Origin of the sequence: Serratia entomophila (assembly GCF_021462285.1) — a bacterium.
Classification (GTDB): Bacteria; Pseudomonadota; Gammaproteobacteria; order Enterobacterales; family Enterobacteriaceae; genus Serratia; species Serratia entomophila.
The window spans coordinates 1278464-1291527 of sequence record NZ_CP082787.1; the positions used below are offsets into that span (position 1 = coordinate 1278464).

At 57.4% G+C, this 13064-nt stretch carries 8 protein-coding genes and 6 tRNA genes; 2 read left to right on the top strand and 12 right to left on the bottom strand.

What is annotated here, in order from left to right; all coding sequences use genetic code 11:
• Positions 1–20: 20 nt before the first annotated feature.
• The 12 genes from KHA73_RS06280 to nagB form a co-directional block, all read right to left on the bottom strand.
• Positions 21–95 (bottom strand) — tRNA-Gln (locus tag KHA73_RS06280).
• 5 nt (positions 96–100) lie between these two features.
• A tRNA-Met gene (locus tag KHA73_RS06285) sits at positions 101–177 on the bottom strand.
• A 41-nt stretch (positions 178–218) separates the two neighbouring features.
• Positions 219–293: transfer RNA gene (locus KHA73_RS06290), tRNA-Gln, on the bottom strand.
• Positions 294–336: 43 nt separating this feature from the next.
• A tRNA-Gln gene (locus tag KHA73_RS06295) sits at positions 337–411 on the bottom strand.
• 29 nt (positions 412–440) lie between these two features.
• Positions 441–525, bottom strand: a tRNA-Leu gene (locus KHA73_RS06300).
• A 6-nt stretch (positions 526–531) separates the two neighbouring features.
• Positions 532–608: transfer RNA gene (locus tag KHA73_RS06305), tRNA-Met, on the bottom strand.
• A gap of 220 nt (positions 609–828) precedes the next feature.
• Entirely contained in the window at positions 829–2493 is a 1665-nt protein-coding gene (asnB, locus tag KHA73_RS06310; protein WP_234589766.1) for an asparagine synthase B, read from the bottom strand.
• Between the two features lie 285 nt (positions 2494–2778).
• The gene (locus KHA73_RS06315) at positions 2779–4224 is read right to left on the bottom strand and encodes a carbohydrate-binding protein (RefSeq protein ID WP_234589767.1); all 1446 of its coding nucleotides are present in this window, start codon (positions 4222–4224) and stop codon (positions 2779–2781) included.
• Positions 4225–4403: 179 nt separating this feature from the next.
• Positions 4404–5156: an HAD-IIA family hydrolase gene (locus KHA73_RS06320; RefSeq protein WP_061799304.1), complete on the bottom strand. Its 753-nt coding sequence runs from the start codon at positions 5154–5156 to the stop codon at positions 4404–4406.
• 66 nt (positions 5157–5222) lie between these two features.
• Entirely contained in the window at positions 5223–6443 is a 1221-nt protein-coding gene (nagC, locus tag KHA73_RS06325) for a DNA-binding transcriptional regulator NagC (RefSeq protein ID WP_234589768.1), read from the bottom strand.
• Positions 6444–6470: 27 nt separating this feature from the next.
• Positions 6471–7610 (bottom strand): N-acetylglucosamine-6-phosphate deacetylase, encoded by a 1140-nt coding sequence (gene nagA / locus KHA73_RS06330; RefSeq protein ID WP_234589769.1) that lies wholly within the window; start codon positions 7608–7610, stop codon positions 6471–6473.
• Between the two features lie 18 nt (positions 7611–7628).
• The gene (gene nagB, locus KHA73_RS06335; protein WP_234589770.1) at positions 7629–8429 is read right to left on the bottom strand and encodes a glucosamine-6-phosphate deaminase; all 801 of its coding nucleotides are present in this window, start codon (positions 8427–8429) and stop codon (positions 7629–7631) included.
• A gap of 335 nt (positions 8430–8764) precedes the next feature.
• Here nagB and nagE point away from each other — a divergent pair, with 335 nt between their 5' ends.
• Both nagE and glnS read left to right on the top strand, forming a co-directional pair.
• Positions 8765–10801 (top strand): N-acetylglucosamine-specific PTS transporter subunit IIBC, encoded by a 2037-nt coding sequence (gene nagE, locus KHA73_RS06340; RefSeq protein WP_234589771.1) that lies wholly within the window; start codon positions 8765–8767, stop codon positions 10799–10801.
• A gap of 239 nt (positions 10802–11040) precedes the next feature.
• The gene (gene glnS, locus KHA73_RS06345; RefSeq protein ID WP_234589772.1) at positions 11041–12705 is read left to right on the top strand and encodes a glutamine--tRNA ligase; all 1665 of its coding nucleotides are present in this window, start codon (positions 11041–11043) and stop codon (positions 12703–12705) included.
• The last annotated feature ends 359 nt before the right edge of the window (positions 12706–13064 follow it).

Below are 13064 nucleotides of genomic sequence, written 5' to 3' on the forward strand. Positions count from 1 at the left end.
GAAGCGGGCTTTTCTAAATATGGCTGGGGTGCCAGGATTCGAACCTGGGTATGCTGGTATCAGAAACCAGAGCCTTACCGCTTGGCGACACCCCAATAGTTGGTGGCTACGACGGGATTTGAACCTGTGACCCCATCATTATGAGTGATGTGCTCTAACCAGCTGAGCTACGTAGCCGATGTTACTATCTACTTATTTGATCTGCAAGCAGTTTGTTATGGCTGGGGTACCTGGATTCGAACCAGGGAATGCCGGTATCAAAAACCGGTGCCTTACCGCTTGGCGATACCCCACCTGCTAACACATCTTATGTTGAAACCCCTTCCCGAAGGAATATGGCTGGGGTACCTGGATTCGAACCAGGGAATGCCGGTATCAAAAACCGGTGCCTTACCGCTTGGCGATACCCCATCAACACAGGCGTCGACGATGAAGAGAAATGGTGCGGGAGGCGAGACTTGAACTCGCACACCTTGCGGCGCCAGAACCTAAATCTGGTGCGTCTACCAATTTCGCCACTCCCGCAAAATATGGTGGCTACGACGGGATTCGAACCTGTGACCCCATCATTATGAGTGATGTGCTCTAACCAGCTGAGCTACGTAGCCATCTTTTTTTGCTTTGCCTTCATCGGCGTTGCGGGGCGCATTATGCGTATATGACCGATTTGCGTCAACAAGTTTTTTCCCGAAAAAGTGGGCAGAAGCGCCGTTTGTCTGGGTTGTGAACATTATGGCGATAAAAGCATCAATTCAAGCAATTGCCGGTAGAAAACATCAACAAAAAGGCGGGCCATAAGGCCCGCCCGGGTGACAAATCGCCGTGGAGTTATTTGTAGGCGGCCTGGTGTACGCCGACTGCACGACCAGAGGGATCGTCCATCTTTTTGAACGATTCATCCCACTCGATGGCCTTAGCCGAAGAGCAGGCCACCGACGGGCCGCCGGGCACGCATTCGGCCGCGCTCGGCAGCGGGAACAGCTCTTCGAAAATTTCGCGGTACAGGTAGCCTTCTTTGGAGGTCGGCGTATTGTACGGGAAGCGGAAACGTGCGGTTTCGAGCTGTTGATCGCTGATCTGCTGCGCAGCGACCTCTTTCAGCGTGTCAATCCAGCTGTAACCTACGCCGTCGGAGAACTGCTCTTTCTGGCGCCAGGCCACGCTGGCCGGCAGATAGGACTCAAAACATTCACGAAGGATATGTTTTTCCATTTTGCCATTGCCGCACATCTTGTCTTTCGGGTTGATGCGCATCGCCACGTCGAGGAATTTCTTGTCCAGGAAGGGCACGCGAGCCTCCACGCCCCAGGCGGACATCGCCTTGTTGGCGCGCGCGCAGTCAAACATGTGCAGCGCCAACAGTTTGCGTACCGTCTCATCGTGGAATTCGCGGGCGTCCGGCGCCTTGTGGAAGTACAGGTAACCGCCGAACACTTCGTCTGCGCCTTCGCCGGACAACACCATCTTGATGCCCATCGCTTTGATTTTACGCGACATCAGGTACATCGGCGTGGAGGCGCGGATGGTGGTGACGTCGTAGGTTTCGATGTGATAAATCACGTCGCGGATGGCGTCCAGGCCTTCCTGCACGGTGAAGTGGATCTCATGGTGCACGGTGCCCAGGTGGTTGGCCACTTCCTGCGCGGCGCGCAGATCCGGAGAGCCTTCCAGGCCGACGGCGAAGGAGTGCAGCTGGGGCCACCAGGCTTCGCTGCGCTCCTGATCTTCAACGCGGCGCGCGGCGTATTTCTTGGTGATCGCCGAAATCACCGAAGAGTCCAGCCCGCCGGACAACAACACGCCGTAAGGCACGTCGGACATCAGGTGGCTTTTCACCGAGTCTTCCAGCGCGGTGCGCAGGGCGTTGGCGTCGGTCAGGTTGTCTTTGACGTTGTCGTAGTCGAACCAGTCACGCTGGTAATATGCGCGGATCTCGCCGTCCTGGCTCCACAGGTAGCTGCCGGCCGGGAATTCCTTGATGGTGCGGCACACCGGCACCAGCGCTTTCATTTCAGAGGCGACATACAGGTTGCCGTACTCGTCGTGGCCCATATACAGCGGGATGATGCCCAGGTGATCGCGGCCGATCAGGTAGGCGTCTTTTTCGGTGTCGTACAGGGCGAAGGCGAACATGCCTTGCAGATCGTCGAGGAACGCCGGGCCTTTCTCCTGATACAGCGCCAGGATCACTTCACAGTCGGAGCCGGTCTGGAACTCGTAGCGTTCGCTCAGCTGTTGGCGCAGCGCCTGGTGGTTGTAGATTTCGCCGTTAACCGCCAGAACGTGGGTGTGCGCAGCGTTGTACAGCGGTTGAGCGCCGTTGTTGACGTCGACGATCGACAGACGCTCGTGCGCCAGAATGGCTTTATCGCTGGCGTAAACGCCGGACCAGTCCGGGCCGCGGTGGCGCATCAGGCGTGACAGCTCCAGCGCTTTCTTACGCAGTTCAACGGGATCGGACTTCAGATCGAGCACACCGAAAATAGAACACATACAACTCTCCTAACGACTTTTTTAGACTGTGATGTTGTTTTGCTTTTATGGGCGGCGGCAGCGGGTCGTCAGTAACGACGGGGCTTTGCCGCGCTGTGTTTATGAAAATGCGTCAAAAGCGGCGGGGGATGCAAGCGTTTTAACGCTGCGCTGAAAAATAGTTGTTTGAGGTACTGCGATTTTTAGTGGATATTCAGTTATTGGCTTTAAAAATTATCGAATGTTCAATTTTTCCCTGTATGAATGAGTCGCCGGCCAATTTTACCGGCGACTCGTTGTCGACTATCAGGCGATCAGCTGCCACAGGGTGAAGGCCTGGTCCGGCGTCCATCCTGCGTTCGAGGTGTGCGCCTGCAGGCAGACGTATTTCTTGCCTTTATAGGTCACCTGGTCGCCGGCTTTATAGCCGTGGTTGTTTTGCCACTCGTCCACGCCCGGATTGGGCGGCGTGCCGCCGTCGGCGGTTTTCACCGCCAGCGCGCTGCTCGGCAGCGAGGTATTGCCCTGGCTGTCGGTGGCGGTGACAAAGTAACTGTACTGGGTGGCCGGCGTCAGGCCGCTGTCCTGCAGCGCAAGGGCGCTGGTCTGGCCGATGGCGTTGCCGTTGCGATAAACGCTGTAGTGGCTTATCGGTTTGGCGCTGGCGGCGGCGCTCCAGTTCAGCGTCAGCGACGTTGAAGTGAGTGCGGTGGCGTTCAGCGCCGTCGGCGCCTCAGGCTTTCCCGGTAGCGGCGGGGTGACTCCGCCCTGGATCAGTGCAGCGTAGCGCGTTTTGAACTCCCAGTTGTAGGCCACGCCGGCGCTGCTTTTGCCGTTGTCCCAGTTTACCGACCAGGTCATCAGCCCCTTGATCGACAGATTTTTGGCGTCGAGCCGCGCAAAGGCGTTGTAGACCGCCTGCTTGTTGACCACGTAGCCGCTTGCCGCCGCGTCGTTGTTGCTCGGCAGGCCGATAACGAATTTCGCCGCCGGGATTTTGGCGTAGCCGCGGGTGCCGGTGACCAGGCTTTCCGTCAGGTAATAGAGGAAGTCCTCTTTCATGGCGTCGTTATCCTGGGTGATCCAGGCGTTGAGCTCGTCAACCCAGATGCCGTCGCCGCCCTGGTTGTAATATTGCGGCGCGATAAAGTCATAATAGCCTTCGAGCGCGGTAATATAATCCAGGTAGGTGCCGTTGGCGCGCAAATAAGGGAATTCCGGCGCCATGCTGACAATAAAGTTTTTACCCTGCGCGGCGTAGTGCGCTTTCACCTTTTTCAGTGCCGCCGGCAGCACGGTTTTATTGTTGGCCGCGCCGATGGCCGCCTGTTCCAGATCGATATCCAGGCCGTCGAAACCGTAAGTTTCCACCAGGCGGATAATTTCGTTGGCCAGCGGCTCTTCGTCGCCGGTTTTCAATTCGATATGCGCATCCGCGCCGCCGAGAGAAATCAGTACCGCGCGCCCCTGGCTGTTCAACACGCCCACCTGGCGGCGGAACTCGGCGTCGGTCAGGTTGTAGGGCTTGAAGGTCGGGATGCCCTGGCCTTTCATAAAGGCGACCGCCACCACGTTATATTCAGGCGGGATATCGGTCAGATCCATATTGGTGAATTTGCCTTGCTTGTAACCATCGCTGGCGCCGGCCAGCCAGTTATGCCAGAAACCCATCAGGATTTTTTTGTTGGAGATGTCCGGCATCGCGGCTGCGTCGTCTGCGGCTTGCGTATTGATAATATTATTAGTGCTCATAGCGGCCTCGTTATTTTTGGGTAAGAGTATTTCCACACGCCGGCAATAACGGTTATTGCCGGGCGTAAATACATAGTGCGGATTTTTAACGAGGGGAGAGTGAAACCTTTGGCGGCCAAGAATAAATTAAATTCAAATTGGCTGGGGAGTGAGCAGGGCGGCCGGAGCCGCCGCAGCCATTAAAAGATATTGATATCGGCAACCGACGGGAAAATATAACTCGGGCGGAACGGCATGGTTTCAACATCGTTCAGCGTGGAGACCCCAGACAGCACCAGCACGGTTTCCAGACCGGCCTGGAAGCCCGCCAGGATATCGGTGCGCAGGTTGTCGCCGACGATCACCGTTTCTTCCGAATGCGCCTGCATTTTGTTCAGCGCGGCGCGGATGATCCACGGGCTGGGCTTGCCGACGTAAAACGGCTTGCGGCCGGTGATCTTCTCGATCGGGGCGCACAGCGCGCCGCAGGCCGGCGTAAAGCCGTGGCCATGGCTATCCGGGTTGGTGGCGATAAAGCGCGCGCCGTTATTCACGAAATAGGCGGCCTTGTGCATCATGTCCCAGTTGTAGGAACGGGTTTCGCCGACGATCACGAAGTCCGGGTTGATGTCGGTGATGGTGAAACCGGCTTTGTACAGTTCGTGGATCAGAGCGCCTTCCCCCACCACATAGGCTTTTTTTCCTTCCTGGCGGCGCAGGAAATCGGCGGTGGCCATTGCGGAGGTATAGAACGCGCTTTCCGGCACTTCCAGCCCGGCGGCGGCGAAGCGGTTCGCCAGATCCTGCGCGGTCTGCGACGGATAGTTGGTCAGCACCACCAGCGGCATGCCCTGTTCCTGAATGCGCGCCAGAAACAGATCGGCGCCGGGAACCGGCGTATTGTCATGCAGCAGCACGCCGTCGATATCACATATAACGTTTTTGATTGTCATTGTTGCTGTTTCTCATGATTGCGGCAGGCAAAAAGCGACGATAGCACACCTGCCAGAAGCGGCGGATCAGCTTTCCAGCAAGCGCTGCAATAGCACGCCGTTGAGCATCGCCCGCTTGGCCAGGGCGAAAGCGCCGATCGCCGAGCGATGATTGAGTTCGGAGGTGACCACCGGCAGATTTTTGCGGAAGTCCTTCAGCACCTGGGTGTTGATGCAGCTTTGGATCGCCGGCAGCAGCACTTTTTCCGCCTCGGTGATTTCACCGGCGATCACCACCTTCTGCGGGTTGAACAGGTTAATGGCGATGGCCACCGCCTTGCCCAGGTAGCGGCCGACATGTTCGATCACTTCGCTGGCCAGCAGATCGCCGCGGTTGGCGGCCTTGCAGATGGCGGCGATGCTGCAGTCGTCCAGCGTCAGCTTGCTCGGGTAGCCCTGCGTCAACAGCTGGCGCACCCGGTGTTCGATAGCCGCATTGGCGGCCACGGTTTCCAGGCAGCCGAAGTTGCCGCAGTGGCAGCGTTCGCCCAAGGGATCGATCTGAATGTGGCCGATTTCGCCGACGTTGCCGTTGTTGCCGAGGAAAATCTGGCCGTTGACGATGATGCCGGCGCCGGTGCCGCGGTGCAGGCGAACCAGAATCGAGTCTTCGCAGTCGCGGGTGGCGCCAAAATAGTGCTCCGCCAGCGCCAGGCTGCGGATGTCGTGGCCGACGAAGCTGGTGACGTTAAAGCGCTGCTGCAGGTTATCCACCAGCGCCCAGTTGCTGACGCTGATGTGCGGCATGTAGCGCACCACCCCCAGCGCCGGGTCCACCAGGCCGGGCAGGATCACTGCAATGGCGATCAGCTCGCGCAGCTTGCGCTGGTTGCTCTCGATAAATTGCGCGATGGCGGCGAACAGCGCGTTTTCCAGCGTTTCCTGGGTGCGTTCCGGCAGCGGATAGTGTTCTTCACCGAGCGACTTGCCGCTCATGTCGTACAGGGTAATGGTGGCGTCATGGCGCCCAAGGCGCACGGCCACGGTATGAAAATGGCGGGTTTCGGAGACGATGGAGATGGCGCGGCGGCCGCCGGTGGAGGCTTGCTGATCGACTTCCTTGATCAGCCCGCGCTCCAACAGCTGGCGAGTAATTTTAGTGACGCTGGCGGGGGCTAGCTGGCTGAGTTCGGCAATCTGAATGCGCGAGATCGGGCCCTGCTGGTCGATCAGGCGGTAAACTGCCGCGCCGTTGAGTTGTTTGACTAAGTCAACATTCCCTATCTGTGCCTGTCCGCCGGTGCTCATCAATAATTTTACTCGCTGTTCATTAAGTTAAACCTCGTTACCGTTAACGAGCGTTTTGGTGATGTTAAAATCACGGGTAAAGGCGGTCAGGTTAGCCACTTTGCCGGCTTCGATGGTGCCCAGCAGGTGGTCAACGCCGATCGCGCGCGCCGGATACAGCGTCGCCATGCGCAGCGCTTCGTCCAGAGCGATGCCGATGTGTTCCACGCTGTTCTGCACCGCCTCGATCATGGTCAGCGCAGAGCCGCTCAGGGTGCCGTTCTCATCCACGCACAGCCCGTCACGATAGTATATTGTTTTGCCGGCGAAAATAAATTGGTCAATATCTGCACCCGCCGGGGCGGTCGCGTCGGTGACCAGCACCAATTTATCACCTTTCAGGCGTTTGGCGTTACGGATACTCGCCCAGGCCACGTGATGGCCGTCGGCGATGATGCCGGTATAGACCTCCGGCGTGTCGAAGATCGCGCCCATCAGCCCCGGTTCGCGGCCCGTGATGTACGGCATGGCGTTGTACAGGTGGGTGGCGAAGCTGATGCCGGCGGCGAAGCCGGTGCGGGCCTGATCGTAGGTGGCGTTCGAGTGGCCGGCGGAGACGATGATGCCGGCGTCGGTCAGCTGCTTGATAAAGTGCGGCTCCACCATTTCCGGCGCCAGCGTCACCTTGGTTATCACGTCGGCGTTGGCGCACAGGTAGTCGATCATTTCCTGGGTCGGCTTGCGGATAAACGCCGGATTATGGGTGCCTTTCTTCACCGGGCTGAGGTACGGCCCTTCCAGGTGCAGGCCGAGCGCCTGGTTACGGTGTTTTTTCAGATAAGCGCGCATCACCTCGATGCTGTGCTTCATAAATTCGTCGCTGCTGGTGATCAGCGTCGGCAGATAGCTGGTGCAGCCGGACTTTTCGTTGGCGCGCTGCATGATCTCCAGCGTTTCTTCCGAAATGGCTTCCAGCGAATCGTTGAACTGTACGCCGCCGCAGCCGTTAAGCTGCACGTCGATCAGCCCGGGGGCCAGGATAGCGCCACCCAGATCGCGCGTTTCGATGCCGGCGGGCAGTTCGGCCACCGGGCAGACTCTTTCAATCAGCCCATCAGCGATAATCACCGCGTGGTCATCAAGTACGTCGTGGCCGGTAAAAATCCGGCCTTGGGTTAAAGCGAACATCATAGCCCCCTGCAAAGATTAAAGACTCTTAACGCTTTCCGCTTCTAATTCGCGGAAGTATTTAACGGTTTTGACTTTCAGTTCCATGGTGGACGGCTCGTCGCATACCACCACCGCCTTGGCGTGCAGCTGCAGGCAACTGATGGTCCACATGTGGTTGATATTGCCTTCCACTGCGGCTTCCAGCGCTTGCGCCTTGGCGTGGCCGGTCACCAGAATCATCACTTCTTCCGCGTCCAGCAGCGTGCCCACGCCGACGGTCAATGCATATTTCGGCACCAGGCTGACGTCGCCGCCAAAGAAGCGCGAGTTGGCGATGCGCGTGTCTTCGGTCAGCGTTTTGATGCGGGTACGTGAAGCCAGTGAAGAAGCCGGCTCGTTGAACGCGATGTGGCCGTCGATGCCGACGCCGCCCATAAACAGGTTAATTTTACCGTAAGACCTGATCTTCTCTTCATACTGGCGGCATTCGGCGTCGACGTCGGCGGCGTTGCCATTCAGCAGGTTGATATTTTCACGTGGGATATCAACGTGATCAAAGAAATTGCGGTACATGAAGGTATGATAGCTTTCCGGGTGTTCCTGCGGCAGGCCAACGTATTCATCCATGTTGAAAGTCACAACATGCTTAAAGCTTACTTCACCTGCTTTGTGCATCGCAATCAGATGTTTGTAGGCTTCCAGCGGCGTGCCGCCGGTTGGCAGGCCAAGAACAAACGGGCGTTCTGCAGTTGGCTTGAATGCGTTGATGCGTTGAACGATATGGCGCGCAGCCCATTTGCCGACTTGAGCGGTATCTTTCAGTGGGATAAGTCTCATCTAACACCTCTTTGGGTAAGTAAACTAAAGCTATACTGTACGGGCCTGATGGAGAGCCCCAAGCCTAAACCAGCTTTATGATTCTCGCGTGAATCTTCCGTCCAGTTGATTTTTTGAATGATAAAATAAGTTTTGTGTGATGGCTAGCAATCTGGCAGGTTAAGACTACTTTTTGGTGATATAAATCACAAAAAAGGAGGTTTTAATTTGCGATACAAAATAATTTTTTTACACTCCGCATGAGTGATACGAGCCATGCGTTATTTCTAAAAGGTAGTGAGAGCGTCAAATAAACTACTAATAGGGTCCGTCCGCGGACAACATAGGGGGAAAAGGTGAACATTCTTAGTTATTTGCAAAAAGTGGGACGGGCGCTGATGGTGCCGGTCGCCACGCTGCCCGCCGCCGCCATCTTGATGGGTATCGGGTATTGGATTGACCCTGTTGGTTGGGGCGGCGACAACGCGCTCGCCGCTTTCTTCATTAAATCCGGCTCCGCCATCATCGACAATATGTCGGTGCTGTTCGCCATCGGCGTGGCCTACGGCATGTCCAAAGACAAGGACGGCGCCGCCGCGCTGACCGGCTTCGTCGGTTTCCTGGTGTTGACCACCCTTTGTTCGCCGGCCGCCGTGTCGATGATTCAAAAAATCCCTCTGGACCAGGTCCCGGCCGCGTTCGGCAAAATCCAAAACCAGTTCGTCGGTATTCTGGTGGGCATCATCTCCGCCGAGATCTACAACCGCTTCAGCAGCGTTGAGCTGCCGAAGGCGCTGTCGTTCTTCAGCGGCCGCCGCCTGGTGCCGATCCTGATCTCCTTCCTGATGATCCTGGTGGCCTTTATTCTGATGTACATCTGGCCGCTGATCTTCAACGGTCTGGTGGGCTTCGGTGAATACATTCAGAAAATGGGCTCGGTCGGCGCGGGCATTTACGCCTTCTTCAACCGCCTGCTGATCCCGGTCGGCCTGCACCATGCGCTGAACTCGGTGTTCTGGTTCGACGTGGCCGGCATCAACGATATCCCTAACTTCCTCGGCGGCCAGCAGTCTATCGAAGCCGGCAAGGCGGTGGTGGGCATCACCGGCCGTTATCAGGCGGGCTTCTTCCCGATCATGATGTTCGGTCTGCCGGGTGCGGCGCTGGCCATCTACCACTGCGCGCGTCCAGAAAACAAAGCCAAAGTGGCGGGCATCATGCTGGCTGCCGCCTTTGCCGCCTTCTTCACCGGCATCACCGAACCGCTGGAATTCTCCTTCATGTTCGTAGCGCCGGTGCTGTACGTGATCCACGCCGTGCTGACCGGGGTTTCGGTATTCATCGCCGCCAGCATGCACTGGATCGCCGGCTTCGGCTTCAGCGCCGGCCTGGTGGATATGGTGCTGTCGTCGCGCAACCCGCTGGCGACCCACTGGTACATGCTGATCCCGCAGGGCCTGGTGTTCTTCGTTATCTACTACCTGGTGTTCCGCTTCACCATCAACAAGTTCAACCTGATGACCCCGGGCCGCGAACTGGCGGTGGCCGGTGACGAAACCGACGGCTATGACGTCAACGTTGACGCCGGCGCCGGCAAAGACGAAAGCGAAACCGCCACCCTGGCTCGCCGCTACGTGGGCGCCATCGGCGGTTCCGATAACCTGACCGGCATCGACGCCTGCATCACCCGCCTGCGCCTGAACGTGAAGGACTCCGCGCTGGTGAATGACGCACTGGCGAAACGCCTGGGCGCATCCGGCGTGATCCGCCTGAACAAGCAGAGCGTGCAGGTGATTGTCGGCACCCGAGCCGAACTGATCGCCAGCGCCATGCGCAACGTGGTTGCCGCAGGCCCGGTAGCGGCCGCTGCGGCTCCAGCCGCCGCGCCGGCCGCAGAGGCCAAGCCGCAGGCGGTGCCCAACGCGCCTAAAGTGGCCTTTGAAACGCTGGTGGCTCCGGTGACCGGTGAAGTGGTGGCGCTCGATCAGGTGCCTGACGAAGCCTTCGCCAGCAAAGCGGTAGGCGACGGTCTGGCGATCCGCCCGACCGACAAAACCGTGGTAGCGCCGGCCGACGGCACCCTGGTGAAGATCTTCAACACCAATCACGCCTTCTGTCTGGAAACCGACAAGGGCGCCGAGATCGTGGTGCACATGGGGATCGATACCGTGGCGCTGAACGGGCAGGGCTTTAAACGCCTGGTGGAAGAAGGTGCGGAAGTGAAAGCCGGCCAGCCGATCCTGGAGCTGGACCTGGAGTACCTGAACGCCAATGCACGCTCGATGATAAGCCCGGTGGTGGTCAGCAACTCTGACGACTATGCCGGCCTGGCGGCGCTGGCGAGCGGCTCTGTGGTTGCCGGCCAGACCAAGCTGTTCGAGATCCAGAAGTAACGGGTTTTACCTGAGTAGTACCCGGGGTGTTCACGCGTCATGACGGCGTTCACCCTGATTTCGGCGGGAAGAGAGCTGTCTCTTCCCGCTTTTTTTATCTGCGCTTGCCCTGCAATGGTGCATTGCACGATGCGGGTGCGGCGTCCTGCATTTTTTCGTGAAACAAACGGTTGTTTCCGGGCGTGGCTTGTTGGAACATAGGCGGTTATGTGTAGCGCTTTGCATTGAGGAATAGTGAAATGAGTGAGGCTGAAGCCCGCCCAACCAATTTTATCCGTCAGATCGTCGATGAAGATCTGGCGTCGGGGAAACACACGTCGGTTCATACCCGTTTCCCGCCGGAGCCTAACGGTTACCTGCATATCGGCCATGCCAAATCCATTTGCCTGAACTTTGGCATCGCCAAAGATTATCAGGGCCAGTGCAACCTGCGTTTTGACGATACCAACCCGGTGAAAGAAGACATCGAGTTCGTGGATTCGATCAAGCACGACGTGGAGTGGCTGGGTTTTGAGTGGAGCGGCAACGTCCGTTATTCCTCAGATTATTTCGACCAGTTGCACCAGTATGCGGTTGAGCTGATCGCCAAGGGCCTGGCCTACGTCGACGAGCTGTCGCCTGAGCAGATCCGCGAATACCGCGGCAGCCTGACCTCGCCGGGCAAAGACAGCCCGTACCGCAACCGTAGCGTGGAAGAAAACCTGGCGCTGTTCGAAAAAATGCGCAACGGCGAATTCGCCGAAGGCACCGCCTGCCTGCGCGCCAAGATCGACATGGCTTCGCCGTTTATCGTCATGCGCGATCCGGTGCTGTACCGCATCAAGTTCGCCGAACACCACCAGACCGGCAACAAGTGGTGCATCTACCCGATGTACGATTTCACCCACTGCATTTCCGATGCATTGGAAGGGATCACCCACTCGCTGTGTACGCTGGAATTCCAGGATAACCGCCGCCTGTATGACTGGGTGCTGGATAACATCACCATTCCATGCCACCCGCGCCAGTACGAGTTTTCGCGCCTCAACCTTGAATACGCCATCATGTCGAAGCGCAAGCTGAACCTGCTGGTGACCGAAAAGGTGGTTGAAGGCTGGGATGATCCGCGTATGCCGACCGTATCCGGCCTGCGCCGCCGCGGTTACACCGCTGCCTCTATCCGTGAGTTTTGCCAGCGTATCGGCGTGACCAAACAGGACAACAACGTCGAAATGGTGGCGCTGGAATCTTGCATCCGTGACGATCTGAACGAGAATGCGCCGCGCGCCATGGCGGTGCTGGATCCGGTGAAAATCGTCATCGAAAACATGGGCGAAGGTGTGGAAATGGTCACCATGCCAAACCACCCGAACAAGCCGGAAATGGGCAGCCGCGAAGTGCCGTTCAGCCGCGAGATTTATATCGACCGCGCTGACTTCCGCGAGGAAGCCAACAAGCAGTACAAGCGCCTGGTGCTGGGCAAAGAAGTGCGCCTGCGCAACGCCTACGTGATCAAGGCCGAGCGGGTTGAGAAAGACGCTGAAGGCGAGATCACCACCATCTTCTGCAGTTACGATGCCGAGACGCTGAGCAAAGATCCGGCCGACGGGCGCAAGGTGAAGGGCGTGATCCACTGGGTTTCCGCCGCGCACGCGCTGCCGGCTGAAATCCGCCTGTACGATCGCCTGTTCAGCGTGCCGAATCCGGCGGCGGCGGAGGACTTCCTCGCCACCATCAACCCGGAATCGCTGGTGATCAAGCACGGCTTCGTTGAGCCGAGCCTGGCGGCCGCACAGCCGGAGAAAGCCTATCAGTTCGAGCGCGAAGGCTACTTCTGCGCCGACAGCCGTTACTCCTCGGCCGAACATCTGGTGTTTAACCGCACCGTCGGCCTGCGCGACACCTGGGCTAAAACGGAAGCCTGAGCATCGCCGCGGTAATGCATAAAAAGCGCAGCTTAGGCTGCGCTTTTTTTATGTCATCAGCCGGTAATTTTTTCGCGCTTTATTTCCCTTCGTAATTTCAATCATCAATTTCTTGATAAATTCCGTTATTTTCATAACTATGATTTATATATTCGTGATGCGAATTAATGTCATTTGTAGAGCGCTCTCAGGTTTTTTCTTTTGGCTGACGTATTTTTGCGGGCTGAAACCATTAATCGTCTTTGGTTGACCTGATATCAATATTTATTCTGATTTTATTGAATTTTTTATTCGACACGCTCTTTGCATACTGCCTTAACAAAATCTCATTGATATGTGCTCTTTGTCATACTTTGACA

Bases quoted from the DNA above. Each gene is read 5' to 3' on its own strand.
- KHA73_RS06320 (WP_061799304.1), bottom strand. From the start codon at position 5,156: ATGACAATCAAAAACGTTATATGTGATATCGACGGCGTGCTGCTGCAT.
- glnS (WP_234589772.1), top strand. From the start codon at position 11,041: ATGAGTGAGGCTGAAGCCCGCCCAACCAATTTTATCCGTCAGATCGTC.
- nagB (WP_234589770.1), bottom strand. From the start codon at position 8,429: ATGAGACTTATCCCACTGAAAGATACCGCTCAAGTCGGCAAATGGGCT.
- KHA73_RS06315 (WP_234589767.1), bottom strand. From the start codon at position 4,224: ATGAGCACTAATAATATTATCAATACGCAAGCCGCAGACGACGCAGCC.
- nagC (WP_234589768.1), bottom strand. From the start codon at position 6,443: ATGAGCACCGGCGGACAGGCACAGATAGGGAATGTTGACTTAGTCAAA.
- nagA (WP_234589769.1), bottom strand. From the start codon at position 7,610: ATGTTCGCTTTAACCCAAGGCCGGATTTTTACCGGCCACGACGTACTT.
- asnB (WP_234589766.1), bottom strand. From the start codon at position 2,493: ATGTGTTCTATTTTCGGTGTGCTCGATCTGAAGTCCGATCCCGTTGAA.